Source organism: Acinetobacter sp. YH12155, assembly GCF_013418255.1.
In the GTDB taxonomy this organism is placed as follows: Bacteria; Pseudomonadota; Gammaproteobacteria; order Pseudomonadales; family Moraxellaceae; genus Acinetobacter; species Acinetobacter indicus.
The window spans coordinates 21,341-46,664 of the sequence record NZ_VPCK01000008.1 but is presented as its reverse complement, the minus strand read 5'-3'; the positions used below and the strand labels follow the sequence as shown (position 1 = coordinate 46,664).

At 45.8% G+C, this 25,324-nt stretch carries 28 protein-coding genes and 1 pseudogene; 14 read left to right on the top strand and 15 right to left on the bottom strand.

The window, feature by feature from the left end; genetic code table 11:
• Positions 1 to 54: 54 nt before the first annotated feature.
• On the bottom strand, positions 55 to 651 hold the full coding sequence (locus FTU86_RS07555; protein WP_373684797.1) for a hypothetical protein: 597 nt from the start codon (positions 649 to 651) through the stop codon (positions 55 to 57).
• A 288-nt stretch (positions 652 to 939) separates the two neighbouring features.
• Here FTU86_RS07555 and FTU86_RS07550 point away from each other — a divergent pair, with 288 nt between their 5' ends.
• Positions 940 to 1,206 (top strand): PspC domain-containing protein, encoded by a 267-nt coding sequence (locus FTU86_RS07550; protein WP_005181954.1) that lies wholly within the window; start codon positions 940 to 942, stop codon positions 1,204 to 1,206.
• A 68-nt stretch (positions 1,207 to 1,274) separates the two neighbouring features.
• Here FTU86_RS07550 and FTU86_RS07545 read toward each other — a convergent pair whose 3' ends face one another.
• On the bottom strand, positions 1,275 to 2,405 hold the full coding sequence (locus FTU86_RS07545) for an HPP family protein (protein WP_005181952.1): 1,131 nt from the start codon (positions 2,403 to 2,405) through the stop codon (positions 1,275 to 1,277).
• Between the two features lie 480 nt (positions 2,406 to 2,885).
• Here FTU86_RS07545 and glyQ point away from each other — a divergent pair, with 480 nt between their 5' ends.
• The 8 genes from glyQ to FTU86_RS07510 all read left to right on the top strand — a co-directional run bounded on the left by glyQ (position 2,886) and on the right by FTU86_RS07510 (position 8,871).
• Positions 2,886 to 3,869 carry a glycine--tRNA ligase subunit alpha gene (gene glyQ / locus FTU86_RS07540; RefSeq protein WP_076754854.1) on the top strand — a complete coding sequence of 328 codons (984 nt, stop codon included), beginning with the start codon at positions 2,886 to 2,888 and terminating at the stop codon, positions 3,867 to 3,869.
• The gene (gene glyS, locus FTU86_RS07535; protein WP_180048389.1) at positions 3,869 to 5,938 is read left to right on the top strand and encodes a glycine--tRNA ligase subunit beta; all 2,070 of its coding nucleotides are present in this window, start codon (positions 3,869 to 3,871) and stop codon (positions 5,936 to 5,938) included. Before glyQ ends, glyS begins: the two co-directional genes overlap by 1 nt.
• Positions 5,939 to 5,940: 2 nt before the next feature.
• Positions 5,941 to 6,141: a hypothetical protein gene (locus tag FTU86_RS13835; RefSeq protein WP_228278525.1), complete on the top strand. Its 201-nt coding sequence runs from the start codon at positions 5,941 to 5,943 to the stop codon at positions 6,139 to 6,141.
• 15 nt (positions 6,142 to 6,156) lie between these two features.
• Positions 6,157 to 6,534, top strand: a complete 378-nt coding sequence (locus FTU86_RS13830; protein ID WP_353934927.1) for a DUF6036 family nucleotidyltransferase — start codon at positions 6,157 to 6,159, stop codon at positions 6,532 to 6,534.
• Between the two features lie 4 nt (positions 6,535 to 6,538).
• Entirely contained in the window at positions 6,539 to 6,928 is a 390-nt protein-coding gene (locus tag FTU86_RS07525; RefSeq protein WP_005181943.1) for a hypothetical protein, read from the top strand.
• Between the two features lie 108 nt (positions 6,929 to 7,036).
• Complete coding sequence (locus FTU86_RS07520; protein ID WP_005181941.1) at positions 7,037 to 7,426, top strand: hypothetical protein; 390 nt, start codon at positions 7,037 to 7,039, stop codon at positions 7,424 to 7,426.
• A 290-nt stretch (positions 7,427 to 7,716) separates the two neighbouring features.
• Complete coding sequence (locus tag FTU86_RS07515; protein WP_005181937.1) at positions 7,717 to 8,241, top strand: hypothetical protein; 525 nt, start codon at positions 7,717 to 7,719, stop codon at positions 8,239 to 8,241.
• A gap of 168 nt (positions 8,242 to 8,409) precedes the next feature.
• Positions 8,410 to 8,871: a hypothetical protein gene (locus FTU86_RS07510; protein WP_228279185.1), complete on the top strand. Its 462-nt coding sequence runs from the start codon at positions 8,410 to 8,412 to the stop codon at positions 8,869 to 8,871.
• Positions 8,872 to 8,969: 98 nt separating this feature from the next.
• Here the strand turns inward: FTU86_RS07510 and FTU86_RS07505 are convergent, their stop codons facing one another.
• From FTU86_RS07505 to FTU86_RS07495, 3 genes are all read right to left on the bottom strand, one after another.
• Positions 8,970 to 9,926, bottom strand: coding sequence for a 2-hydroxyacid dehydrogenase (locus tag FTU86_RS07505; RefSeq protein ID WP_180048390.1), 957 nt, complete (start codon positions 9,924 to 9,926; stop codon positions 8,970 to 8,972).
• Between the two features lie 100 nt (positions 9,927 to 10,026).
• The gene (locus tag FTU86_RS07500; protein WP_168399977.1) at positions 10,027 to 10,224 is read right to left on the bottom strand and encodes a hypothetical protein; all 198 of its coding nucleotides are present in this window, start codon (positions 10,222 to 10,224) and stop codon (positions 10,027 to 10,029) included.
• Positions 10,225 to 10,324: 100 nt separating this feature from the next.
• Entirely contained in the window at positions 10,325 to 11,599 is a 1,275-nt protein-coding gene (locus FTU86_RS07495) for a hypothetical protein (RefSeq protein ID WP_180048391.1), read from the bottom strand.
• 121 nt (positions 11,600 to 11,720) lie between these two features.
• Here FTU86_RS07495 and FTU86_RS07490 point away from each other — a divergent pair, with 121 nt between their 5' ends.
• Both FTU86_RS07490 and FTU86_RS07485 read left to right on the top strand, forming a co-directional pair.
• Positions 11,721 to 12,503, top strand: a complete 783-nt coding sequence (locus FTU86_RS07490) for a class I SAM-dependent methyltransferase (protein WP_034598303.1) — start codon at positions 11,721 to 11,723, stop codon at positions 12,501 to 12,503.
• A gap of 13 nt (positions 12,504 to 12,516) precedes the next feature.
• Complete coding sequence (locus FTU86_RS07485) at positions 12,517 to 13,065, top strand: hypothetical protein (RefSeq protein ID WP_180048392.1); 549 nt, start codon at positions 12,517 to 12,519, stop codon at positions 13,063 to 13,065.
• A gap of 63 nt (positions 13,066 to 13,128) precedes the next feature.
• Here FTU86_RS07485 and FTU86_RS07480 read toward each other — a convergent pair whose 3' ends face one another.
• Both FTU86_RS07480 and FTU86_RS07475 read right to left on the bottom strand, forming a co-directional pair.
• The gene (locus tag FTU86_RS07480) at positions 13,129 to 14,331 is read right to left on the bottom strand and encodes a TIGR03862 family flavoprotein (protein WP_180048393.1); all 1,203 of its coding nucleotides are present in this window, start codon (positions 14,329 to 14,331) and stop codon (positions 13,129 to 13,131) included.
• Positions 14,332 to 14,333: 2 nt separating this feature from the next.
• Positions 14,334 to 14,984, bottom strand: coding sequence for an SAM-dependent methyltransferase (locus tag FTU86_RS07475; RefSeq protein WP_171066723.1), 651 nt, complete (start codon positions 14,982 to 14,984; stop codon positions 14,334 to 14,336).
• 84 nt (positions 14,985 to 15,068) lie between these two features.
• On the opposite strand from FTU86_RS07475, the gene FTU86_RS07470 reads away from it, so the two are divergent.
• On the top strand, positions 15,069 to 15,242 hold the full coding sequence (locus FTU86_RS07470) for a DNA gyrase inhibitor YacG (RefSeq protein WP_005181919.1): 174 nt from the start codon (positions 15,069 to 15,071) through the stop codon (positions 15,240 to 15,242).
• A gap of 181 nt (positions 15,243 to 15,423) precedes the next feature.
• Positions 15,424 to 15,603 (top strand): hypothetical protein, encoded by a 180-nt coding sequence (locus tag FTU86_RS07465; protein ID WP_180048394.1) that lies wholly within the window; start codon positions 15,424 to 15,426, stop codon positions 15,601 to 15,603.
• A 69-nt stretch (positions 15,604 to 15,672) separates the two neighbouring features.
• On the opposite strand, the gene FTU86_RS07460 is transcribed toward FTU86_RS07465, so the two are convergent.
• The 5 genes from FTU86_RS07460 to FTU86_RS07440 form a co-directional block, all read right to left on the bottom strand.
• On the bottom strand, positions 15,673 to 16,317 hold the full coding sequence (locus tag FTU86_RS07460) for an MBL fold metallo-hydrolase (RefSeq protein WP_127800305.1): 645 nt from the start codon (positions 16,315 to 16,317) through the stop codon (positions 15,673 to 15,675).
• 3 nt (positions 16,318 to 16,320) lie between these two features.
• Positions 16,321 to 17,349, bottom strand: a complete 1,029-nt coding sequence (gene hemH / locus FTU86_RS07455; protein WP_168383890.1) for a ferrochelatase — start codon at positions 17,347 to 17,349, stop codon at positions 16,321 to 16,323.
• Between the two features lie 66 nt (positions 17,350 to 17,415).
• Complete coding sequence (locus FTU86_RS07450) at positions 17,416 to 18,444, bottom strand: DUF4062 domain-containing protein (protein WP_168398473.1); 1,029 nt, start codon at positions 18,442 to 18,444, stop codon at positions 17,416 to 17,418.
• A 115-nt stretch (positions 18,445 to 18,559) separates the two neighbouring features.
• On the bottom strand, positions 18,560 to 19,429 hold the full coding sequence (gene murI, locus FTU86_RS07445) for a glutamate racemase (RefSeq protein WP_045796689.1): 870 nt from the start codon (positions 19,427 to 19,429) through the stop codon (positions 18,560 to 18,562).
• Between the two features lie 46 nt (positions 19,430 to 19,475).
• A complete protein-coding gene (locus tag FTU86_RS07440) occupies positions 19,476 to 20,087 on the bottom strand; it encodes a DUF1285 domain-containing protein (RefSeq protein WP_180048398.1) in 612 nt (203 codons plus the stop codon).
• A gap of 188 nt (positions 20,088 to 20,275) precedes the next feature.
• On the opposite strand from FTU86_RS07440, the gene FTU86_RS07435 reads away from it, so the two are divergent.
• The gene (locus tag FTU86_RS07435; protein ID WP_180048395.1) at positions 20,276 to 21,988 is read left to right on the top strand and encodes an electron transfer flavoprotein-ubiquinone oxidoreductase; all 1,713 of its coding nucleotides are present in this window, start codon (positions 20,276 to 20,278) and stop codon (positions 21,986 to 21,988) included.
• Positions 21,989 to 22,082: 94 nt separating this feature from the next.
• On the opposite strand, the pseudogene FTU86_RS07430 reads toward FTU86_RS07435, so the two are convergent.
• The 3 genes and pseudogenes from FTU86_RS07430 to FTU86_RS07420 all read right to left on the bottom strand — a co-directional run bounded on the left by FTU86_RS07430 (position 22,083) and on the right by FTU86_RS07420 (position 25,190).
• Positions 22,083 to 22,800: pseudogene (locus FTU86_RS07430) on the bottom strand (putative type VI secretion system effector).
• Between the two features lie 236 nt (positions 22,801 to 23,036).
• A complete protein-coding gene (locus FTU86_RS07425) occupies positions 23,037 to 24,731 on the bottom strand; it encodes a DUF2235 domain-containing protein (protein ID WP_180048396.1) in 1,695 nt (564 codons plus the stop codon).
• 12 nt (positions 24,732 to 24,743) lie between these two features.
• Positions 24,744 to 25,190 (bottom strand): hypothetical protein, encoded by a 447-nt coding sequence (locus tag FTU86_RS07420; protein WP_160241658.1) that lies wholly within the window; start codon positions 25,188 to 25,190, stop codon positions 24,744 to 24,746.
• Between the last annotated feature and the right edge of the window lie 134 nt (positions 25,191 to 25,324).

The following is a 25,324-nucleotide window of genomic DNA, read 5'->3' as shown; positions in this document are numbered from 1 at the left end:
TCTGCGCTACAACCTCAATATTAATGTGGATGAAAGAACGCTCAATCTGCTTTTTTAATCGGCCGACTTTTCCAGATAATAAGCATATGCCGGTAAAGGATTACGGGAAAAATACTGCTGATTTACCGTCGATACTGTGGCAATTTTTTCTAAATCCATGCGTAGATTCTGCGTGTCATCAATATCATAAAAAATTTCCACCCCATTACTGCGATGCACAATAATCTGGTGTGCGGTTTCATCATACATCCAGTAATCCAGATGATAATTCATTTGTGCACCGGCCATGACCCGGCCCAGATAGACGATGGAACGATGTGCGGTGCCATCGGGCAATAAAGTCAGAATAAAATCGACTGTACCGGTCTCACATTTGACATAGGCATCTTCACAGCTAATTTTTACCTGATACCGGCCGACATAGGCCAAGGCCGCTTCCGGCACCACGGCTTTATCGGCATCTTTTGCAGATGGAAATACCGGTTGGCCAGCCACTTCACTCAGGCGTTTACTTGGCACACCTTCTGTCACCTGCAGGTCTGCCACGGGTGTAAACGGCTGTGCCTCCTCTCCTTCTTGACTGTTAAACGTCGGGTCACAAGCGGCCAAAGACAGGCAACAGATTCCCCATAACCATTTCGAACAATGCACAGCCAATATGGTGTCTCCCGGGTATCAATAAAAATAGCCACCGTATGCCTTTGCATCAGGTTGATGGGCACACAGCGAAGCTATTGAAATTATATGAATTTTCACCCAAATCTACAGTTTTTGTAGACCTGTTTCAAGATTTTAAAGCGCAATATTTATACCGTGTCATTTTATTTACATAAATTAACGATTTATAGCGCATTGACCCTTTAAAAACGGAAATAGGTCGCCATTTTTATTTTATGAGTTGTTGATTGACTCACCATTTTATTTTTTAAGGAGACCTCAATGGCCAATGTTGGTTTATACCGCTCTAACCGCTCAAACATGATTGCAGGTGTAATGGGTGGTATTGCTGAACGTTTTGGTTGGAATGCAAATTTACTCCGCATTATTTTTGTGTTGGTATCCATTATGAGTGCCGCCTTCCCGGGTATTCTGGTGTACTTGGTACTGTGGCTGGTGATGCCGAAAAAGAAAGCTGAAATTGAACACGTGAATGGCTATCGCAATCCGGTACGTACCATTCATGAAGATCAGAACAGTTACCGTTAATCTTCATTTTTCTTGCACAGTTTAAAGCTACGGTGGCCCCCTATTACCGTAGCTTCTTTTTTCTGGCTTTAACTTTCCGTAGTTTTGCTGCGTAGCCAGATCAGACGCTGGTTCATGGCGGCAATCATATCGGCGCGGCTAATAATCCCGACCAGCTGCTGCTGTTCCACCACTGGAATATAGTTAAACGAACGTTCTACAAAATACGGGACCAGATCGGCAATACTCTGATGTGGTTTTACCGTCACCACCTTGCGGTTCATAATGTGTTTGACCTGATGCTGCCATGACATCCGCACATCGGTAGCATGTTTAAACCATTCCACCACTTCATACAGTGCCAATGTGCCGACCAGTTGCTGCTCGGCATTTACCACCGGCAAGCTCATTAAATTGACCTGCTTGAACTTGTCTAGCGCGAGCTGGATATCATCATCCTGCTGCAAGGTAATCACATCATGGGTCATGATATCTTCACAGCGCCATTCCTGCACGTTTTCATCCTGCATACGCGCATTGGCCTGATATTGCGCTTCCAGAATAATTTTCTGCAAGTCATATTCACTAATGTCCAGCAGCTCGGTCTGATGCTCCAGCACATGATGAATATCTTGCGGCTGAATGGTGACTTTCTGGGTCGGGGTCGGGTCTTGCGAACGCAGGTTCAGCTGGGCCTTGTGTGGATATTGCTTGCCAGTCAGTCGGTTAAACATCATTGCCACCAACAGCAATAACAGCGAATTTAACAGCACCGGATAAAAGATAAATAGATAGCCCAGTTCACTGACCGCCTCACCGCCCAATACTGCGGTAATCGCCACAGCACCACTCGGTGGATGCAGCGAATCGGTCGACATCATTAAAATAATAGATAAGGCCACCGCCACACTAAAGGCTTCGGTCAGATTCGGAATATACAGCGCACAGGTCACACCAATAATGCCGGCAATAGTATTGCCGATCACCATATTCCACGGCTGTGCCAGCGGACTGGCCGGCACCGCAAACAACAATACTGACGACGCACCCATCGGCGCGATATACCAGGCATTAATATCGCCCAAAATCCATAAGCTGATCAGTGAAGATAGACTCAAGCCCAGCAAAGCACCCAATCCGCACAACAGACGTTCTTTCAGCGGCAGTAATTTGAAATTGGGTTTTAAGATTTCTAACCATTCAGATTGCGGATGAAACACGGGAATCCTTTGTGATTTTGGCGACGGCCGCCATTATAAAATGAAGCAGCTTATAAGATGTATTCATTCTATATCTTATAATTATGAATTTTTCTGTTGAGATGTATATCAGTATAGGCACACTGAATCATCCTCTTTTTAGAAAAAATTGATAAGCTCTTCATTTTAAAAACATCGTTTTTGCGTACACACCGTTCAGCGCAGATGATTGCGCTGTATACACCAGATGAAACCGATCTTTGAGAAAAATGACTGAAATGACAATGCTGGGTTTTCCCCGAATCCTACAGACCAAAATCCGGTTTTTGTGGATAGACGGATCAATCTAACGCCGGTTTCTCTACTGATTTTTTACGACGATTTTTCGGTTAGGCTTCGCTTCCTGATCAAAGCGCCAGCATTGTATGGATAACCTTTGCTACCTCCCGCCAAAATCCTTATAATTGAGCACAATTTTTCTCTAATTTTAAGTGGATGACCATGAGTCGCGCCATATCGCATATTGATACTTTCCAAGGCTTAATTCTTGCCTTACAAAATTACTGGGCGGAGCAAGGCTGCGTCGTGTTGCAACCTTACGACATGGAAATGGGTGCAGGGACATTCCACACTGCAACATTCCTTCGTGCGCTAGGTCCTGAAACCTGGAACGCGGCTTATGTTCAGCCATCACGCCGTCCGAAAGATGGCCGTTATGGTGAAAACCCGAACCGTTTGCAACACTACTACCAATTCCAGGTGGTATTGAAGCCAAACCCGGACAATATCCAGCAGCTTTATCTGGATTCTTTAAAAGCCATCGGTATTGATCCTTTAGTTCACGACATCCGTTTTGTGGAAGACAACTGGGAATCTCCAACACTGGGTGCTTGGGGCTTAGGTTGGGAAGTTTGGCTGAACGGTATGGAAGTGACTCAGTTCACGTACTTCCAGCAAGTTGGTGGTGTTGAATGCTACCCGGTAACAGGCGAAATCACTTACGGTTTAGAGCGTCTGGCAATGTACTTGCAAGGTGTTGATTCAGTTTACGATCTAGTTTGGACCAAAGGCCAGTTCGGTACAGTGACCTATGGCGATGTGTTCCATCAAAATGAAGTAGAACAATCGACCTATAACTTCGAATATGCGCCTGTCGACAAGATGTTCGAACTGTTCGATTTCTACGAAGCTGAAGCAACGCGTTTAATCGAAGCGAAACTGCCACTTCCTGCCTATGAGCAAGTGGTGAAAGCATCGCATAGCTTTAACCTGCTTGATGCACGTGGCGCAATCTCTGTGACTGAACGTCAGCGTTATATCTTACGTGTACGTACATTGGCACGTTCTATTGCAACCAGCTATGTAGCAGCACGTGCTGAACTTGGTTTCCCAATGGCAGAGCCTGAGCTTCGTGATGAAGTTTTAGCGCAGTTAAAAGCACAAGTTGAAGCGGAAGCAAAAGTTGAATCTAAGGAGAGCAAATAATGTCTAAACATACAGTATTGTTCGAATTAGGCTGTGAAGAACTTCCACCAAAAAGCCTGAAAAAATTACGTGATGCTTTGCAAGCTGAAACGGTTAAAGGCTTAAAAGATGCGGGTCTTGCATTCGATTCTATCGAAGCGTATGCAGCACCACGTCGTTTGGCATTAAAAATTGTCAACGTTGATGGCGCGCAAGCAGACACGCAAAAGCGTTTTGACGGCCCTGCGAAACAGGCCGCTTTTGATGCTGAAGGTAACCCGACCAAAGCGCTTGAAGGCTTTATGCGCGGTCAAGGCATTACCGTTGATCAAGTTTCTACTTTCCAAGCCGGTAAAGTTGAAAAAGTTTGTTATTTGAAAGACGTGAAAGGTCAAAGCCTTGACGTTTTACTGCCACAAATTTTACAAAATGCTTTGGATAACCTTCCAATTGCAAAACGCATGCGTTCTGCGGCAAGCCGTACCGAATTCGTTCGTCCTGTAAAATGGGTGGTGTTGTTAAAAGACAATGATGTGGTTGATGCAACCATTCAAGACCACAAAGCGGGTAATGTGACTTACGGTCATCGTTTCCATGCACCTGAAGCAATCACACTTGCTCATGCAGATGAATATCTTGCAAAGTTAAAAGCAGCGCATGTTGTTGCATCTTTTGAAGAGCGTCAAGCCATCATTGATCAACAAGTCAAAGCATTGGCTGATGAAGTGAATGCGATCGCGATTGTGCCTGCGGATCTTCGTGATGAAGTGACTGCACTGGTTGAATGGCCTGTTGCGCTTCGTGCCAGTTTTGAAGAACGCTTCCTTGCAGTTCCTCAAGAAGCACTTATCACCACCATGCAGGACAACCAAAAGTACTTCTGCTTAGTAAATGCGGACAATAAACTGCAACCGTACTTCATTACTGTGTCAAACATTGAGTCAAAAGACCCGACACAAATTATTGAAGGTAACGAGAAAGTTGTTCGTCCACGTTTGTCGGATGCTGAATTCTTCTTCTTACAAGACCAAAAACAACCGCTTGCTTCTCGTAAAGAGAAATTAGCGAACATGGTCTTCCAAGCAGAATTGGGTACGCTTTGGAATAAGTCTGAACGTATTGCAAAACTCGCTGTAGCTTTAGCGCCAATTACAGGTGCAAATGCGGCTGATGCTGAAAAAGCGGCACTTCTTGCGAAATGCGACTTAACCTCTGAACTTGTGGGTGAATTCCCAGAACTTCAAGGCATCGCGGGTACTTACTACGCACGTCTTGAAGGCGAAAATGACGAAGTTGCTGAGTCTTTAGGTGAGCAGTATTTACCTAAATTCGCAGGTGACGTTTTACCGAAAACTAAGACAGGTACAACGATTGCACTTGCAGACCGTTTAGATACTTTGACTGGTATTTTCGGTATTGGTCAAGCGCCTACAGGTTCTAAAGACCCGTTTGCACTACGTCGTTCTGCGATTGGTATCTTACGTCTCGTGACTGAAAATGAGCTTGATGTGTCGATTGAAGACCTCATCAAACTTGCTCTTGCTGCTTATGGCGATGTATTGAAAGATCATGATAAGACGCTAAATGATGCTGTTGCATTCCTTGAAGGTCGTTACCGTGCGAAATACGAAGACCAAGGCGTTGCTGTTGATGTAATTCAAGCCGTTCAAGCGTTGTCTCCAAAATCTCCTCTTGATTTTGACAAGCGTGTCAATGCAGTGAATCACTTCCGTGCCTTGCCTGAAGCTGCTGCTCTTGCTGCTGCGAACAAGCGTGTTGCGAATATCTTAGCTAAAGAAGCTGCACCCGAAGGTCAGGTAGTTGAAGCAAACTTGGTTGAAGATGCTGAAAAAGCATTGTTCGCTGAACTTGCGAAAATCACGCCAGTGGTTGAGCCTTTATTTGCTGCTAAAGACTACACTGCTGCGTTGTCTGCATTAGCTGCTCTTCGTGCGTCAGTGGATGCATTCTTTGATGGCGTGATGGTGATGGCGGATGATGCTGAATTAAAAGCAAACCGTTTACGCTTGCTTGCTCAGCTTCGCGCCTTATTTACCAAAGTGGCGGATATTTCGGTGCTTCAACACTAAAGATGAGTATTTATAACGACTCACCTATCACCCTTGCAATCCTCAAGCTCTTTCAAGAGCTTGAGGATTGGATTTCAATGAATCATCAATATCTTCCTCATGGTGCCGTTAAGACATTTATTTTTGGTGGCTGTGCGTTTCACATCCACACCAATGCTCGAGGTAGCAATGATATTGATGCTGAAATCCAATCGATCAGCTAATTAAAAAAAGAAGATATTTTCTTATTTCTAGAAAATAATGATATTGAATATCTGGATCATAATAATCTTGAAACAAATTTAGAATTTGACAGTGGATTTAATACCAGCCTTGCCTCCATCGATCCTGATTACAGGGAACGAGTTATCCCCTTAACCGCTGAAAGTATCGTAGAGGTCTATCTCGTATCTGGCGTAGATTTGGCTGTTTCTAAATTGGCACGCTTGTCTGACAGAGACATCGAAGATATTCAAGCATTATATGCAAGAAACAAGTTTTCGCTTGAGCAGTTCAAAGAAATAGCAAATAATGCTAAAGACTATTACGTTACACCTGAGCAATTAGATTCTAATATTCAATATATGATTTCGCTTCTTTCAGACCTGGGAGATTGACACAATGAATCAGCTGGAATTTGAGCATGCTTTAAAAGCACTATTAAAGCAGCCATTGAATTCTGCAACATTCGAGCAGGTTAAACCCGTTGCTGAAGCATTATTATATTCAGAACTACTACCTGCTGTGAGTTCCAGTTTAAACCCCTTAGAAAAGCGCCGACTGTTTTTTCTATTAGAAAAATTCCGCAGATACTCATGCTCAAGTGTTTCTAGACGCCAACAACTTAAAGCACTCTCCCAAGCCTTGAATGTCGTTCCATTGCCGAGCACTCATGATACAAGAAGATTAGTTGACCCTCTGGCAAAACGTGTAGGCCTCAATGAAGATTTAAATCATTTAAAACCTCAATTACTGACCTTACAAACACGCCACTACTCACTTTACAGTTAATTCTCTCCTCCTTCTCTTAAGTACCACTATTCTATAGGTCATACCTATAGGCTTTTCCTTCCATATTCCCTATACTCAAACTGAAAACACTCAACAAGAAAGAAGCTTATGAAACTTAAAACTTTAATTTTATCTGGTCTAACTTGCCTTTCTCTGGGTGCATGTACCTCTGCGCCAGTCATTCCACAACTACAAGCGGGGGTATTACAAGAAGTCCAAAATCTTGAGGTCTATCCAGACACCACGCATAACTCGGCCAAACTGACCAAGTTTATTGATAAATGCGTGATTGAATTTAGAGGGCAGCTCAAAGCCGGCCGCTCAATTGAACAATGGGCATTTAAAGGCAACACCCTCATTTCAGCCGGTTCAGCTACCTTTGCCCAAGATGGCACCAGCACCGCCCATAATTTTGACCTGCATGATGCCACGGTACAGAAAAACTTCCTGACCCTGCGCGATCATTTCCATAAAGATGCACTGGCGCAATGTAACTAAAAATTCAAGCATCATGCCTGCAAAAGGTATGGTGCTTTTCCACATTTCCTAGAAAAAATAAAAATAACCCGAAAAATAAATAGATTTTTCATCATTCAAATTATATCTGCTATACCAACTGGTATAAGACTTCGCAGCCAATCCCCGGTGTACAAAAATGCCTGAATTGTTAAGCAGTTGTAGCAAGATTGTGGATGTTTTTGCATAAAGCATATCGGCGCATATTTTTCTCCTTAAGATAGGCACCGCTCACAGCATTGCGTCTGTGGCACACATGCAAGGAAAATCCTATGAAGAAAACTCTCACAACAATATTCATGAGCAGCGCCCTACTCGCGACATCTTCACTGTATGCCGCGCCCGCACTTCAGGCCAATGTCAACGCATCGGCAGCTGTGCAGACGCCACAGGCTGGTGGACTTTTAAATAATGTAGTGCAAGGTACGCAGCAGACCTTACACAGCGCAGGCGAGCATGTCGGTCAAGGATTACATAGCGTAAAAACCACGACCCAGAACACCTGGCAAAACACCAAACAGTTCAGCAATGAAAAAGCCGAAGCCGGCAAAGAAAAAGCCGCAGATTTAAAACAGGCGGCCTATGAACGCTCAAGCGAACTGAAACAGTCTGCCGCCAAGAAAGCCGCAGCAGCCCGTGAACATGCCGCAGATCGTACGGAAAAAACCAAAAACAGCCTGAAACAGAAATCGGCACAGGTACAATTGCACAGCAATGCGCAGGTTGATGTCGATACGCCTGTGGCCAAAGCCAAAGTCAGCAGTAAAACCCATACCGCGGTTGGCGCTGCACAATAATCAAAATGAGAGAACCAAGCCTGCAACCCTGCGGGCTTTTTTAATTTTGTGGTTGAGTTTCAAGACAATTCAGCAGATGCTCAACACAGTAACAGGAATCTTCATGATTTCTTCATGCCTTCAGTTTAGGCTTAGGCTTTCCATTCTCTTTTAGCAGGGGTCATGATTATGCATAAAATGAAATCCGTATTGGCTGTTGGCCTTATGCTCATGGGCACTGCAGTCTGGGCACAAACTCCACCAGCAGAAGCGAATAACAGCACCAAGCTCCAAGCCCCGATTCAGCCGTATGCCGATAATCCGAATTTACTGCATGTCTGGGCCTATAAAGCACAGCAAGGTGTTTTAAACGCGGCAGATCGGGTTGGTGAAGTGGCAGAAAAAGGTGTGCAAAAAGTACGGCCTTCGGTGCATCAGGCCTGGGAAAATACCAAAACCTTAACCAGCAACACCACGCAACAGGCCAACCAGAAAATTCAGGACACCAAAGAAGCTTTAGGCGGCGCACCGCAACAGCCGGTACCAATTGTACAGGGCAGCTTGAGTCAGCCAGATACCGCTCAACCGGCGGCATCAGTACCTGCTGAAACCGGTTCAGGGGCCACCAGCTATGCCGTGACCGAACTTTAAGACGGGAGTGAGCGAGAGCCTCATCATCACTCGCCTTTTCATTCCACCCAAAAATACGGACCTGAATGCGTCCGTATTTTTTATTGCTTGATATCTGCTTAATTGACCTGACGGATCGGTTGGCCCTGCTGAAACGCGATCACGTTTTCTACCATTTGCTGCACAATCCGCTGCCGCGCATCTACACTGCCCCATGCACTATGCGGGGTTAAAATTAAATTGGGAATGGCTGGGTCTAACAGGATATTGCCCTGCTTGGGTGGCTCGACACTCAGCACATCCATCGCCGCACCGGCAATTTGTCCGGACTGTAAGGCTTCGGCCAGCGCCGCTTCATTGACAATACCACCACGGGCACAGTTAATTAAAAACGCGCTATGTTTCATGGCAGCAAACTCAGCCGGCCCGATTAAATCCCGGGTATCTTCGGTCAGTGGACAATGCAGGCTTAAAAAATCCACCTGCGGTAACAGCTCGGCAAAAGGCACCCGCGATGCAGATTGTAGCCGGTTGGCAAGAGCAGCAATTTTGACCTGTATGCCGAAGGCTTCGGCCAGTTTAGCCACCGCCTGCCCCAACTCACCATAACCGACAATGCCCAGCGTTTTTCCAGCCAGCTCGACAATTGGATAATCCAGCAGACAGAACTGGCTAGAACGCTGCCACTGGCCCTGTTGCACCGCCTGATGATAACGCACAAAAGAAGTAGCCAGATTTAACATCAGCATTAAGGTATGTTGCGCCACTGCGGCCGTGCCATAACCCTGACAGTTACACACCACCACACCCTGGCGGCGTGCCTGTTCCAAATCGACATTATTGGTACCGGTGGCTGAAATCAGGATCAGTTTAAGCTGCGGGCATTGCTGTAATGTCGCGGCATCCAGCAAGACTTTATTGCTGATAATCACCTCGGCAGATTGCACCCGTGGCAGCAGCTCTGCAGGCGAAGTGGTTGGATACAGCGTTAACTGCTGCTGAAAGACAGCGTTTAAGTCTTCTAGCTGTAAATCATCCTGATCCAGCGAGGCAAAATCCAGAAATATGGCGTTCATGTGGTGCATCCTCTCATCATGGCGTGAAGAAATTAAAGCACACTTGTAGCGCTGCGCGTCAGTTCAAAAATGGGATGCCCACAAAAAAACGCCCATGAGTTCATGGGCGCTTGCTGTGATAATTGCGTAAAGAAAAGCGGATTTGCCGAATGACATAAATGGTTAAAGCCAATACCAATAACAGGCCACTGCCGAACACCATATAGGCTGAATAATGCACCGTTTGTGCCGAAGCAACGGACGGAACAGCCCAACCCAGCAGGCTCAGTAGCACAACAGACAGAGGTCGAATGGTCATAACACTACCCTACTTTTATCCACTGGTTGTTTTACATCCATCTTCATCTTAGCCTGAATATAAAATAAAACAAGGACTTCGGGGTCAGTGCAGTTTTGGCTTACAGCACCACTTCGGGCTGGGTCACAAATTTGGCACTTTCCGGGCTATCATCGACAAATTCATTGCCGCCAAATTCATCACTACTTAAATTCAGCTGTTTATAACTCAGCACATAATAATCGCTGTATTTTTTAATCACGATGGGGTGCATACCGGCGCTGAGCTCATCCTGTTCCTGAAACAGTTTCATGACCTGACGATCATTCATGGCCACAATATAACGCTGGTCATTCAGCCAGATTTGTACCAGTCCATTGCCCTTGGCATAAATCGGAATCAGGAATTTATGGTTTAAGGCCACAGCACTGGCAGCATAGCTTTCGATCTTCTGGCTAATGACATTAAATACCAGCCCATGGCCAAAACAGTCCATCAGCTGGCGGCGGCTTTCCTGCGGCAGGTTAAACTGAATCCCGAGTTTATGCAGGTCATGCTGATCGACCTGTTTATTGCTGAGCAGCGAGCGAATCAGGTTCTGCTTGAGCTTGACATCAAAAAAGCCGCTGTCCAGTTGCAGTTCGTTATTTTTCAGGATTTGCCCCAGCGCATGTTTGTGCCGTGGCAACAGGTTTTCAATCAGCTTGCGATAGTAGAACTTGCTGTTCTTTTTGACCTGACGCATCTTCTGGTAAAAATGTGCCGGATCAAAAGGATGGCTAAGAAAATCATTGAGCAAATCGGAACTGGCCAGCACCGCAATCGCATCATGTCCGGTAAACGGTAAATGCAGGGTCTGCAGCGAAGGCAGTACCGCCTGCAGTTTTAAATACTGGGCGCGGTCTTCGGCATAGTGCGGATCATAAATCACGATATATTCGCGCTCAGCCGAAACATCTTGGGGCTGAATACGCATGTCAGCATTGTGCTGCGGATGGAAGAACATATTGTAGCGCGTGTCCAGAATATCTTCCGGATCAATCGAATATTGCGGCACCAGTGCCACCACACGTTGCAAATCAAGCAGGTTGGAATATTTGATGGCCGCATAACCACCCATCGAACCGCCATAGCCAATACGCTGCTGAAACGGCGCAATGGTGGCGGCAATTTCATTCAGCATCGTGCGCATCGACTGTTCGGGAAACCAGGATTTCTCCTTTGGCATGATGCCAACCACATTATAGCCGTGTTTGCTCAATGACTTTTCAGCATTAATGGTCAGGCCTTTGGCGCGGGTAATTAAATCGCCAAAAGAAAAAATCAGCGCCTCTGAATGACCGGGCATCCAGATGACGCGGATATGATCGTCTTCAAAAATTATGTGTTTATCCATTCCCACACCAGAGCTGCACAGCCCTCTATCAAGATTCAAAATAACAAATAGACCGTATGCCGACGACTAAAAAGCGAATATGTTATTTTATAGATGCCCGGCAGATAAAAAAGCGCAAAATATGACACAATTCCTCCATCCTGCAGCAGAACAAGGCTTTTCCACAGCCGCCAAACTTTATCAACAGGTCCGACCAAGTTATCCACAAGCGCTGGTTGCATGGTTAAAAAACCAGCTTAAATCTGATGCTGCACCGGTCTGTGTCGACCTAGGTGCCGGTACCGGTAAATTCCTGCCGATTCTGCAACAGCTTAGCCCGCATGTGATTGCTGTTGAGCCGGTGGCCGAAATGCTGGCACAACTACAGCAACACTATCCTGATGTGCAAAGCATTCAAGCCTATAGTCATGCCCTGCCGCTGCCTGATGCCAGTGTCGATGCCGTCTGCTGCGCGCAGTCCTTTCACTGGTTTGCCAATCTTGAAACCCTGAACGAAATTTACCGGGTGCTGAAACCGGGTGGCCAGCTGTTGCTGATCTGGAATCAGCGTGACACCCGCATCGACTGGGTCAAGGCACTGGCCGAGCATATAGCACCGCTGGAAGGCGATACCCCGCGTTTTCATAGCGGCCAATGGCGACAGGTCTTTTCAGCTGCAACCGGCTTTAACGCTAACGCAGAAGCTACTTTTCAGCAATGGCAAAGCGGTACAGTTGAACAGGTGGTATCAAAACGCCTGCTTTCTACCAGTTTTATTGCTGCGCTGCCTGAACACCAGCAACAGCAGCTGAAACAGCAGTTCGAGCAGATGGTGCTGCAATATACAGGCAAACAGCCGCAGCAACAAATTGACTTTCCCTACCTGACCCATGTGTATAGCTTTACAAAAATTACAGAACAATAAGGATGAACCTGTCATGTCCAATCTGATCAAACCTTTATCTCTGGCCTGTCTGCTTGGCAGTGCACTGCTGCTGAGCGCCTGCGAGCGTAATCCGTCACCAGAACCAAAGCAGGAATTAAGCGCCGAAGATCAGGTGCTACAAGAACTAAAAAGTGAGCCGGTGCGCGACTTCCCGAAAACCGAGCAGGACTTGCATGACCTGCAGTTGTTAACCGACTATGAACAGCGCTTTGGCCAGATGAGTGAAGACATGGAAGTTGAACTGATGCAAATGCAGCAGCAAGGTACGCTGGATGATGGCTTTGCACGAAGCCGGCAAGGTGACAATATCCAGTCGGCTCTGAATATGCTGAAAGAACTGGATTTAAAGACCGAACAAGGCCGCTATATTCAGGGCCTGATGTATGAATATTGGGATCATCAGGCCCAGCTGCATGCCCAGCAACCAGCTTCAGCTGCATCGGAGAGTGCACCAGACAGCGTTAAAGGTCTGGGGAAATTTATTCATGCCCAAGAGCAATTAGAACACTGGCGCGACCAGTATCCACAGCTCGACCAATAAATAACATCTATCATTTCAGGGCCTAAATAGCCCTGATCTTTACAGGGAGAATGCCGGTGAGTTTTACTGCCCTGTAGCGAGATAGGCATGTACACCTTCCCCAGCTGCCCGTCCGGTGGCAAAACAGGCCGTGAGCAAATAGCCGCCGGTGGGTGCATCCCAGTCCAGCATTTCACCGCAGCAAAATACTGCCGGATGATCCTTCAGCTGTAACTGCGGGCTGAAGGCACTGCGTTTGATTCCACCGGCACAGCTAATCGCTTCTTCAATCGGGCGAAAACCTGTTAATTCAATCCGCAGCTGTTTCACCTGTGCCGCCAGCGCCTCCGGCTGATGCCATAAGCTTTTATCGACCAGTTCACGCAGCAGACTGCTTTTGGCTGCATCTAAACCGGCTTTACGCCAGACATTGTTAAGTGACTGCTTTTTACTGGGGTATAATTTTTTGGCCAGCTGCGCCTGGGACTGCTCGGGCAGCAAATCCAGAGAGAGTACCATGCGCTGCTGCTGTTTCAGCTGTGCACGCAAGGCCCGGCCCTGCTTATAAATCAGGCCGCTTTCCAGTCCATAATGGGTCAGGACAATATCGCCGATACTGCGCGTATGCGGTTCTACCCAGGCCTCAACCCGTTTTAAAGGCTGACCAAACACTGGCTGCATAAAGCTGGACCACGGATATTCCACCCCGGCATTGCTGGCCTGAAATGGTTCAATCTGCTCTGGACGGAGCCAGTCCTGCCAGGCACCATCACTGCCTAATTGCGACCACGACAGCGCACCACAAGCCAGCACAATCGCATCAAATGCTTCACTGCGCAGTTGCCCATGTTTTAAGTCCAGAATCTGCAGCTGTTGCTGCTCAAGGCCTTTGACCTGCTGGCGGTAATGAAACTGCACCCCATTATCCGCCAGTCGTTTTAACCAGGCCCGTAATAGCGGTGCAGCTTTCATCTCCACCGGAAATATCCGCCCGGATGAACCGACATAAGAGCGAATGCCCAAGCCTGCCATCCAGTCCTGAATCCAGCCAGCATCCCAGCGCTGAATCCACGGCGCCAGCCAGTCGGCCTGATCATAACGCTGAATAAACTGCGGCACTGCTTCGGCATGGGAAATATTTAACCCGGTTTTTCCGGCCATTAAAAACTTGCGTGCTGCCGAAGGCTTCTGCTCATAGACATGCAGGTTATAGCCATACTGGCTGAGCACCTCAGCCGCCATCAAGCCGGCCGGGCCTGCCCCGATAATGGCAATCCGCTTGGACATGCTTATTCTTCCACTGCCTGCGCTGGCGACTGGCCCTGAAGCGGCTGAAAATCGTCAAAACGGGTACGATAACCCTCCGGTTTGCGAATAATCAGTTGCTGGCACAATTCACCGCGCTGCAAATATTTAATTTCAAAATGGGTCCGGGCAGAATCGGCGGCAATCCGCTGTTTCTCAAACGGCAGTTTCCATAGCGCCAATAATTGCTGTTCAGCTTCGGCAATATATTCAGGGATATTACTGGCCAGGGTAATCTGTCCATTCGGTTGTAAACGCGACAGCAAAAACTCAAAAAATGGCATGTTCAGCCAGCGCTGGGCCGGATTATGCGGCTCCGGATTCGGATATAAAATAAAGCACTGCTCGACTTGCGCCGGATATAGCGCATGTACAATCCACGGTAAGGCATCGGCATGGACTGGCTGCAGATTGGCATGCGGTTCTAATCCATGCTGCTTTTGCATGGCCAGAAACTTTTCCCGGGTGCGCTCAATCGCATACAGGGTTTGCTCAGGATGTTGCCCACTGAACAACAGCGCGTGCTTGCCTTTGCCTGCACCAATTTCGATACAGACAGGAGTATTGGCAATGGCTTGAAAGTCACGCGGAGCATGCATACGCTGGGCTTGAAATTGACGAATGGGCATAATCAGATCAAACTTATAAAAAACCGCACAAGTCTATCAAGTGCAGCTGTTTTTGCCTAATCTAATCCGGGATTTTATCAGGAGACCCGCATGCCACGTACATTCCCTTGCCCACGTTGTGGTGAACCTTCTGTCTGGGAAGGCAATGAATTTCGCCCTTTCTGTTCCGAGCGTTGCAAGCTGATTGATTTGGGCGCCTGGGCCAGTGATGAATATCGCCTGCCGACTCAGGATGCACCCTCGGTAGATAACCCGGAAGACTAAAACGGGTTACGCGGTTTTACAAAAAGCCGCTTTTACTGGAAAGGTGTAATAAAAATCCTACACATTTAAAACTTCTTTGCGCAAACAGCGCACACATTTAAAAATTTTACTGCAAAACGTTACCCTATTCGCATTCGGTTCTTTTTTAAATGGCCTCGAGATTCTAATTATCGAGCCCTGTATGCCCACGCTCCTGAAAATTCTTTTTTTCGCCTTTCTGCTTGCCGCAATCTTAATGCTGGCAGTCGGTTTATATAGTCAGGATATGCTGCTGATTGGGGTGGCGGTATTATTTGCCTTAATGGCCTGGCTGGTGGGCATGGAAGCGAAAAAACAGCTGAATGACCCGTTTCGCAAATAAATGGCAATCAAAACAGCGTAATAAAAAAGTCAGCACTGTGCTGACTTTGGTTAGGGTGAAATTTGCAGATTAACCGGCCTGCCCCGCCACAAAAGGATTGTGCTGTTTTTCAAAACCAATGGTACTGATCGGACCATGCCCTGAAATAAACTGGGTTTCATCGGGCAGGCTAAAACATTCACGCTGGATTGAGTCCAGTAATTGCTGATGATTCCCTCGCGGGAAATCTGTCCGGCCAATCGAGCCTTTAAACAGCACATCACCGGTCCAGAGCAAACCGTAATTGGCATTATAGAACATCACATGACCTGGGGTATGTCCCGGCGCAAAACGCACTTCAAACTGTTCATTGCCCAGCTGCAGCTGCTCACCACCTTCCAGCCACTGATCCACCTCGACCTTTTCAGGAATCGGGAAACCATAACGCGCCGAGACTTCCTGAATCATATCCAGCCAGAATGCATCTTCCTTATGCGGGCCAATGACCGGCACATCCCAGCGTTTTTTTAAGGCACCGACAGCACCGGCATGATCCAGATGGCCATGAGTTAACCATAAGGCTTTCACAGTTAAGCCCAGTGCTTCAACTTCTGCCTGCAGCTTGTCCGGTTCGCCGCCCGCATCAATCAAAATGGCCTCTTTGCTTTCTGCATCCCAGACGATGGAACAATTTTGGGCAAATGCCGTGACCGGCACAATTTTGACTTGTAACATGGGTTAAGCGTCCTGTTGAAAATGGGCAAAAGTCTGTTTCAGCGCATCCAGATTAGCCTGAAGCAAGGCATTCAGCAATTGTAAATGATCGTCCCGCTGGTTGAGCGCCGGAATATAGGCATAGTGTTCCCCGCCCGCCTGCTGAAAAATCTCGGCATTTTGTATCGCCAGTTCTTCCAGGGTTTCCAGACAGTCGGCAGAAAATGCCGGACTCATGATCTGAACCGATTTAACTCCCTGCTGGCCCCATTCTTCGAGCAGCACATCGGTATAGGGCTTGACCCATTCCTGCTTGCCAAAACGTGACTGGAAGCTGATCGCCCACTGATCCTCATTTAAACCCAGCGCCTGCGCCACCAGTTGAGCGGTTGTGCGACTGCGCTCGGCATACGGGTCGCCTTTATCGGCATACGGCTGTGGAATACCGTGAAATGACATCAGCAGTTTTTCCGCCGGACCATGCTCGGCCTGAAATTCGCGCACACTCTGCGCCAAAGCCTGAATATACAAAGGATGCTGATAATAATCGCGGATAATGCTCAGCCCCGGCAAATTGCGCTGCTGCGGAATCCATTTGGCTATAGCATCATATAGCGGCGCGGTGGAAGTTGCGGAATATTGAGGGAATAGCGGCAGGACAAGGAGATGATCTTGCGGCTGCTGGGCCAGCTTTGCCAGCAAAGCGTCGATGCCCGGGTTGCCATAGGTCATGGCTGGCACAATATTCAGCTCAAATTCCGGGTAGAGCGGAGTTAAGGTCTGTCTGATGGCATCAACCTGCGCCTGCAAAATTTCGCGCATAGGCGAATCCTGATTCCAGACCATGGCATAAGCATGTGCCACGCGTTTGGGGCGAAACGGTAAAATAAACAGCCTTAAAATGATTTGCCACAGCAGTTTGGGAATTTCAATCACCCGCTGATCAGACAGGAACTGTTTCAGAAAACGTCGTACCGCGGGCACAGTCGGTGCATCCGGTGTGCCCAAATTGGCCAGAATAATGGTGATTTTCGGTTTCGCAACAACAGACATTAGGCTCTCAGGAATCATCAGGGAACGCGTTTACTTTAACAGCTTTCCCGTCTGTTACTAAATGAATTAATACGTCGATTTATATTGAAAAACACGATCATTATCAAGCAGGTTACTGTCCAGCAACTTCTGCCCTTTGGCTGTAGTCTGCCATAGCATACGCTGGCGTTCATCCCGGCCGGCCTGCACAATCCAGTCATTCTGGCGCATCTGCATTTTAATGGTATGCAAGGCACGAATATTGATTTGCGCCCGTGCCACCGCATGCGCCCGTGGCATTTCACGCCGCGCATCAGTCAGGCCGGTATCATTTAAATATTCATTCATGCGTTTGGAAAAATATTCTTCCGGGGTCGGATGAATAAAGGTCGAGCCTAAAATACTGAACAGCTGCGCCCAGGTCAGCTGTTTTTGTACTTTCAGTTCTTTAAAATTACCATCCTGATAGGCATGCATCCGGTATTCAAACTGGAAAGCTTCATGCATGGATACTTTGGGCAAGCTTAAGAATGGATCGGCTTCGGTCTTGCCAAGTTCATTTTTTAACTGGGCCACTTTGGCCTGTAGCTGCTCGATTTCATCATGCAGGGCCTGGGTATTTTGCGGACGCACCCAGCCCACCACCGGATAACGCTCCAGCATTTGCGGCATATTGAAACGTACCGCCAGCTCCAGATCACGCAAGCTGCGATAGCAAAACACCTGATCAACTTCCTGCTGCAACAGGCGACGGAATTCTTTAAATTTTTCCCGCAGTTCAGGTTTGGCATCCTGCAAGCTGGCATCACGCGAATCCGGATCTTCATGCATAAACACAATCATCGGTTTCTGCTTGGTGACCGCGTAAATATATTCCAGATGCATATAGCCCACACCCGATACCGACTGCTCGCCATACTGGCTGCCCAGTAACAGCACCACATAGTCGCAGTCATCAATCTGACGACGGGCAAATGCCGTACTCAACGGCGTACGCTGCTCCAAGCCCCAGGAAAAGAAGCCCATTCCCACCAAGGTCTGTGTCAATACCATGCGTTCCGGCTGCATATCTGAACCGGACGTAGAGATAAATACCTGATAGCGTTTATCGAGCATTGGCTCTCCTTCCTTCCCTAAATAGCTGAAGCGCCCAATGGGCATCAGTATTGTTCCCCAATCAAAAAAATAAGTCATGCTGAAGCAATCATGTTGCTTTCTTTATGGAGCTGGCTTAGCGAGGCAGATTGGAAATTTTCCAGCGGATCTGCTCAGGCATCAGGCGCTCGACAATCGGTTGTAAATGTTCAGCATTTTGACCGCTGACATAACAATGAATCTGCACCTGATCGGCTCGGCTCTGTTCAAATAATAACTCATTTTTCGTTAAAATGCGGGAAGTTTGACGCGCAACGGCAGTTCCTGAGTCAATTAATGTCAATTTCTGACCAAAAATAGACTGAATCGCAGTTTTTAAGAAGGGATAATGGGTACACCCCAGCACCAGATGATCTGCGCCAGCATCCACCACTGGCTGTAACAGTTCACTTAAAGTAGTTAAACAGGCAGCACTCATTTGCGCTCCGCTTTCCACAAAAGGCACCAGTTCAAGCGAAGTTAAAGGAATCACCTTGACCTCGGCCGGCAAGGCAAAACGCTGAATCACGTCTTTAATTAGCTGGCCACGAAAGGTCGCTGGTGTCGCCAGCACAGCCACGGTTTTGGTTTTGCTCTGCAGTACCGCCGGTTTTAAGGCTGGGACCAAACCAACAATCGGGAAATCTTCCCCATAATGCGCACGCAGATAATCCAGACTAAAAGCCGAGGCAGTATTGCAGGCCACCACTGCAATTTTACAGCCTTGCCGATACAGCCACTCGATAGCCTGAGCGGTCAGTTCGCGAATTTCCTGATCATCACGCGGACCATAAGGCACATGCGCCGTGTCGGCATAATAAACAATCTGTTCATTGGGCAAATGCTGGGCAATTTCCAGCGCCACCGACAAGCCGCCAATGCCTGAATCAAAAATCCCGATTGGCGCATCCGCCTGCGCTCTGGTCATAGGGTGCAACAAAGGAGCAAGGGGATGAATGGCGGTCATGGCAGCGGAATGAGCAGTTTGAAATAGGATGGCTCAAGCTTAAACCTCAGGTGCCTAATTGCAATAGCAAATCACCACTTTTCAGGCTTAAAATTGCATCGCCTTCGGCATTTTCCTGCAAGCTGCCCAGCTCGATCAGATGAAAAAAAGCCGCACGCTGGATCAGGGCATTCAGACCAAAACGCACATGTACATAGGGACGCAACTCCCCTTCATATTCACGCATAAAGATCGGATGCTGCTCATCGACAATCACCAGGTCCTGAGTGGTAGTGGTCAGTTGCAGATAGGTCTTGCCTTCAATATCAACTTGATCTACCTGATTGACAAATAAAGGCTCATCTTCCACCTCAATTTCAATCTGCTCGACCGGGGTTTTTAAATAGAACGTGTGACCTTCTTTCCAGAGTATGGTAGAAAATAGCTCAATTAATGACTGGCGCTTCACCAATTGACCTTCGTGCCACCATTCTCCATTGGCTTTTACCGTTAAATCCATTTTGCCACAATGCTTTGGATGCCATTGCTCCAAAGGGGGAATTGACCTTTTGTGACCGGGCTGTGCATCTTTTAAGTATTGTGCAATGCCCATTAAATTTTTATCATCAGAAAATGCTACTTTTTTCGTCGGATTTGGTTCATTGTGCTCATTGTTCATCATTGAATACCCTGCTGACGGAAAAATAATATGATTCAGCCAATTGGCTAGACCAAGGTTTAAAACTATACTAGCCCACAATATAAAAGACACGATAGCAAATTTGTGTCTAGGAACTAAGAACACTCATGGCAGCACCGGATTCTGAGATGACGGTTGCCACCTTCTAGTATTATGAGGAGTCCTACATGGAACACATCGAACGTGAATCGATGGAGTTTGACGTAGTTATCGTAGGTGCTGGCCCTGCGGGTCTGTCTGCGGCGATTAAAATCCGTCAACTTGCAATTGAAAATAACCTGAATGATCTGTCCGTTTGTGTCGTAGAAAAAGGCTCCGAAGTCGGTGCGCACATCTTGTCAGGTGCGGTGCTGGAACCACGTGCCATCAATGAGCTGTTCCCGAACTGGAAAGAAGAAGGTGCACCTTTAAATGTACCGGTGACAGAAGATAAAACGTTCTTCCTGCTGTCTGAAACCACTTCGAAAGAAGCGCCACACTGGATGGTACCAAAAACCATGCACAACAATGGCAACTATGTCATTTCACTCGGCAACGTGGTGCGCTGGTTAGGCCAGAAAGCCGAAGAACTGGAAGTGTCGATTTTCCCGGGCTTTGCGGCATCTGAAATTCTGTACCATGAAGATGGCACAGTAAAAGGCATTCAAACCGGTGACATGGGCATTGGTAAAGATGGTGAACCGACCCATAACTTTGCCCCAGGTTATGAACTGCATGCCAAATACACCCTGTTTGCTGAAGGCTGTCGTGGTCACTTAGGCAAACGTCTGATTCAGAAATTCAATCTGGACAAAGATGCCGATCCACAACACTACGGTATCGGCATTAAAGAGCTGTGGGAAATTGATCCGGCCAAACATAAGCCAGGTCTGGTGATGCACGGTGCCGGCTGGCCATTGTCTGAAACCGGTTCTTCAGGCGGCTGGTGGCTCTACCATGCTGAAAACAACCAGGTTACGCTGGGGATGATCGTTGATCTGTCTTATGAAAACCCGCACATGTATCCATTTATGGAAATGCAGCGCTGGAAGACTCATCCACTCATCAAACAGTATCTGGAAGGTGGTAAGCGTATTTCTTATGGTGCGCGAGCCGTAACCAAAGGTGGCTTTAACTCGCTGCCGAAGTTTACCTTCCCGGGTGGTTCGTTAATTGGTGATGATGCCGGCTTCCTGAACTTTGCCAAAATCAAAGGTTCTCATACCGCAATGAAATCCGGCATGCTGTGTGGTGAAGCAGTCTTTGAAGCGATTGCTGCTGGTGTCGAAAAAGGTGGTGATCTGGCTGTTGCCCGTGTGACTGAGGGTGAAGATTTCTTTGCAAAAGAATTAACCTCTTATACCGAGAAGTTCAACAACAGTTGGCTGAAAGAAGAGCTTTACAACGCGCGTAACTTTGGCCCGGCAATGCATAAGTTTGGTCAATGGTTTGGTGGTGCGTTTAACTTCATCGACCAGAACATCTTTAAAGTACCATTTACTCTGCATGATTTAGTGCCTGACTTCAGCGCACTGAAAACCGTAGATGCGGTAAGCTTTAAGCCGAACTATCCAAAACCGGATGGCAAGCTGACCTTTGACCGTTTGTCTTCGGTGTTTGTATCCAATACCGTACACGAAGAAAACCAGCCAGCGCACCTGAAACTAACCAATGCCTCGATTCCGGTCGATGTGAACTTGCCTAAATGGGATGAGCCGGCACAGCGTTACTGCCCTGCGGGTGTGTATGAAATTATGGAAAATGATGATGGTTCCAAGCGCTTCCAGATTAACGCAGCCAACTGCGTACACTGCAAGACCTGTGACATTAAAGATCCATCGCAGAACATCACCTGGGTAACACCGGAAGGTGGTGGTGGTCCAAACTATCCAAATATGTAATCTCGATTGAGATCAAAATAAACCCGCGTAAGCGGGTTTATTGTTTTAGATCATTCAACTGGCTGATCATTGAATCAAGCGCGATACAACCAGATTATTTTAAAGATGCTTTATTTTCGATATAGCTTTCTGGGTATGGGTCTTCATCAACAATTTTCCGGTATTCAAACACTACTTCTAACATTAAACAATCTTTTTCACTAAAATAACGGCTCGGTAATAAAAGTAGCTCCTTTGGGTCTTTAAATCCATATAAAGCAAAAATTTGCTCTGACTTTTCTGAATAATGTTTTAATGAACGTGATGCATTGTTTACAATAAATATAAAAATAAAATAGCTGCCTACAGAACTAAAAAGCCAAACCCAGAAGTCTTCTAAATTGAATCCTCTAATCCAAAAAAAATATAATTGTAACTAATACACATGTAATCCCATACCAAATTCTGCCTCCTTTTATTACTGAAGCATCATGTGGTTTAACTGCAGCGCCCATCCCTACTTGCATATGCAGTAAACCTGTTTTAGGACTTAATACGGAATATAGTTCATACAGATTATTTTTAAGACGTCTTACTACACAAATCACATATTCATTTCCTTCAAATAAAGCTCGATGAAACTGACCTATACACGCTCGACCATCTATTTCCAGCACTACAGATTTAACATGTAAACGGCTATGTAAAGCTAAAATTACTGTTTGGGCTGACAGAGAAACACTTTCCGTAATCCCACTTAAAATAGCAGAAGCACCAATCTGTGTATCTCCCGAAGATCCTGAGGTATTTAAAGTTCCATCATAAACTTCCAAACGTTAGATTCGGCCTTCAATTTTTAACATGTCATACATCTAAAAACTCGTCATGACTTTTTATTCTTCATTAATACAGCCAACCGCATACGCTGTAAGACCGAGATATTAAAGATCCTTTACAGAATATTATGCACGTTATACCTGATCTTACGAGTGACCCTAAATATCCAAACAGGTAATTTATTTAATAAAAACCCACTTAGGGTTTTTATTAACTTTCAAAACTTATTATTCTAAGTTTTCTCAAGTTCATTGTTTTCATAAGCTATTTGCTCGTGGACAGGTCCTAATTTTTTATCGACTCTTTTACCTTTCCAGCTTCGTTTTGATTCATATACCGTTCGTTGTCTAAAGTAACTAAATGGCTCTGCATTATAGATGAAACCATATTTAGAATCGTGTACATAGCTTGAATAAAAATCTACTGCTTCTTGTGAAACATTTTTTTCCCAACTCTGTAATTCCCAATCATCTATATCGACTAAAAACTCATAAGCTTTAGCAAATGGATAAATGATTCTAAATACGTGTTTTATACCTGTTAAATTAGATTGATCAAATGTGGTGAAATTTTTAGCTGTTTTAACTCTTTCAACTTCAGTGGCCATATCAGCAGGACCGGTTGGTAAAGAAAATCCGGCTTCTTCTCGAGCAATTTGACTCACTGAAAGATAAGCTGGATTTTCTTTTGAATTACCCTGTGCTAAATATTGTTGTCGTTGACGATGTAAAGTTCCATAGGCACCATATTGAAGCTTCATATAATTTATAATGTCTTTTTTTACCTCACCTGTCGAGGCTCCTACTGCTTTTTGAACGGCCTCAAAAAGTTGCTGGGTTTTTTCTTCAATCTGAAATTCATCTTCAAACAAAATAGGGTCTTCTTTTTTAAGATTTTCATAATTAAAAATTTTAACACCTGAATTTTCAGCACTTTCAAGCATGTCTTTTAAAGGAATACGGGTGAAATTATTACTAATTGTTTGTGAACTTGGCTCATAGCCACCACCCACATCGGAATGCATCCCAGGATAGACTATTTCTTTCCATGTTCTTGGGTTAGCTAATTTACCATCTACACAAATTGAATCTACAGGAAAAGCAAAACGTAACTCATTCCCCGCGACTTGATGCACACAATTTTTTACTCTCGGATCGATCACCATGTCTCGACCTTTAAAACTGAATTTATTTGGCATATTCGTCGCCGGTAAGCCAAAAGATGCAACAGTATCAAATATACCTAAAAACTGAATTTCCATCGGTGCAGGTTCTGCTTGACCTGAGATTTGATACTTTAAACTCAAGTCCTCAGTTTCAGTTTTCCAAATCATTTCATTAGAAAATACCCGTGCCAGCGCAGCCCCGCGTGAGAAACCAAAGATCGATAAATTAACTTTTTTGATTAGACGATGTTCGTTGAGCTTTGCCTCCATTTTAACTATCGCTTCATTTTTTCGCGCTTCAACTTGAGGCTTTAAGGTCACTTCGGCTTGGGCTATTTTTTGTTTTAAGGTGTTTTCTAAACTTTTACTGATTTGACTCTCACCATATTCTAAGCGTCTTCTACCACCAACGCCTGTAAAACCGCCCGAAAGGTCATGATCTTGCACTTTAGCTATTATTTTATCAACTTTGCTCAGCTCACCATTAAATGGGGTTCCCACACCAGATACATAAATTGGATGACTTAACTTAATATCTAATCGATTTTTTTCTTCTTCAAATAGAGCATATGACTGAGCATTTTTCCACAATTTAGCTGGATTTGCCAATTTTTGTTTATCTTGATCGCTCTCTAAATTATTTCCTGTTCCATCAAAAAAAACGGCAATATTAACTACATCCGCACAATCTTGCTTGGCTTGTGGATGCAGATTACTGACATCTTGATTGCTATTTTTTATTTTTTGTAATTGAGAAACCATATTCTTACCTTTTTATTTTTTATCATTCTCATTTAATTCATCAATTAATTCTGATCTTACTTCTAATCCCTTTTTTGTAGCATCAGGCATATTCCGCCCTTCAGTCAGTGTGATTTCAACCGTATCATCTGGATAAAGGTGCACTGCTAAATAGCTTTTTCCTTTTAAGTCCTCTTTGGTCAGATAAGGAACATTTTTTGCAACGTGTTGTTTACGAATATTTGTTTGTCCCCATGTAATATATTGTGGTCCAGTAATAATCGCAGATCGTTTAGTGGCTGCCCCAAAGCCTCCTCCAACCTCCTCGCCATTCACTCGTACAATATATGGTCTATAACTTGGATCATAGCCAAATGATGTGGTCGTTAGAACATAGGTTTTACCGGAACCTGAACTGCATCCTATCAAACCTAAAGCCAAGCCTACTGGCAGCATCACAATTTTTTTAAATATATTCATCACATCACCTGTCGCGACTCCAACTTCTTTTCGAACGGCTTTGAAAAGTTAATACTGATTTGATTTTCACCATATCTTATCCGTCTTACACCACCTGTAAACTCATAATCTTGCACTGTGGCTATTCTTTTTTC

Bases quoted from the DNA above. Each gene is read 5' to 3' on its own strand.
- FTU86_RS07495 (WP_180048391.1), bottom strand. From the start codon at position 11,599: ATGGATAAACACATAATTTTTGAAGACGATCATATCCGCGTCATCTGG.
- FTU86_RS07420 (WP_160241658.1), bottom strand. From the start codon at position 25,190: ATGAATATATTTAAAAAAATTGTGATGCTGCCAGTAGGCTTGGCTTTA.
- FTU86_RS07490 (WP_034598303.1), top strand. From the start codon at position 11,721: ATGACACAATTCCTCCATCCTGCAGCAGAACAAGGCTTTTCCACAGCC.
- FTU86_RS07480 (WP_180048393.1), bottom strand. From the start codon at position 14,331: ATGTCCAAGCGGATTGCCATTATCGGGGCAGGCCCGGCCGGCTTGATG.
- FTU86_RS07525 (WP_005181943.1), top strand. From the start codon at position 6,539: ATGAATCAGCTGGAATTTGAGCATGCTTTAAAAGCACTATTAAAGCAG.
- FTU86_RS07510 (WP_228279185.1), top strand. From the start codon at position 8,410: ATGCATAAAATGAAATCCGTATTGGCTGTTGGCCTTATGCTCATGGGC.
- FTU86_RS07485 (WP_180048392.1), top strand. From the start codon at position 12,517: ATGTCCAATCTGATCAAACCTTTATCTCTGGCCTGTCTGCTTGGCAGT.
- FTU86_RS07450 (WP_168398473.1), bottom strand. From the start codon at position 18,444: ATGCTCGATAAACGCTATCAGGTATTTATCTCTACGTCCGGTTCAGAT.
- hemH (WP_168383890.1), bottom strand. From the start codon at position 17,349: ATGTCTGTTGTTGCGAAACCGAAAATCACCATTATTCTGGCCAATTTG.
- murI (WP_045796689.1), bottom strand. From the start codon at position 19,429: ATGACCGCCATTCATCCCCTTGCTCCTTTGTTGCACCCTATGACCAGA.
- FTU86_RS07550 (WP_005181954.1), top strand. From the start codon at position 940: ATGGCCAATGTTGGTTTATACCGCTCTAACCGCTCAAACATGATTGCA.
- FTU86_RS13835 (WP_228278525.1), top strand. From the start codon at position 5,941: ATGAGTATTTATAACGACTCACCTATCACCCTTGCAATCCTCAAGCTC.
- FTU86_RS07460 (WP_127800305.1), bottom strand. From the start codon at position 16,317: ATGTTACAAGTCAAAATTGTGCCGGTCACGGCATTTGCCCAAAATTGT.
- FTU86_RS07435 (WP_180048395.1), top strand. From the start codon at position 20,276: ATGGAACACATCGAACGTGAATCGATGGAGTTTGACGTAGTTATCGTA.
- glyS (WP_180048389.1), top strand. From the start codon at position 3,869: ATGTCTAAACATACAGTATTGTTCGAATTAGGCTGTGAAGAACTTCCA.
- FTU86_RS07440 (WP_180048398.1), bottom strand. From the start codon at position 20,087: ATGAACAATGAGCACAATGAACCAAATCCGACGAAAAAAGTAGCATTT.
- FTU86_RS07465 (WP_180048394.1), top strand. From the start codon at position 15,424: ATGCCCACGCTCCTGAAAATTCTTTTTTTCGCCTTTCTGCTTGCCGCA.
- FTU86_RS07520 (WP_005181941.1), top strand. From the start codon at position 7,037: ATGAAACTTAAAACTTTAATTTTATCTGGTCTAACTTGCCTTTCTCTG.
- glyQ (WP_076754854.1), top strand. From the start codon at position 2,886: ATGAGTCGCGCCATATCGCATATTGATACTTTCCAAGGCTTAATTCTT.
- FTU86_RS07425 (WP_180048396.1), bottom strand. From the start codon at position 24,731: ATGGTTTCTCAATTACAAAAAATAAAAAATAGCAATCAAGATGTCAGT.
- FTU86_RS07515 (WP_005181937.1), top strand. From the start codon at position 7,717: ATGAAGAAAACTCTCACAACAATATTCATGAGCAGCGCCCTACTCGCG.
- FTU86_RS07470 (WP_005181919.1), top strand. From the start codon at position 15,069: ATGCCACGTACATTCCCTTGCCCACGTTGTGGTGAACCTTCTGTCTGG.
- FTU86_RS07505 (WP_180048390.1), bottom strand. From the start codon at position 9,926: ATGAACGCCATATTTCTGGATTTTGCCTCGCTGGATCAGGATGATTTA.
- FTU86_RS07500 (WP_168399977.1), bottom strand. From the start codon at position 10,224: ATGACCATTCGACCTCTGTCTGTTGTGCTACTGAGCCTGCTGGGTTGG.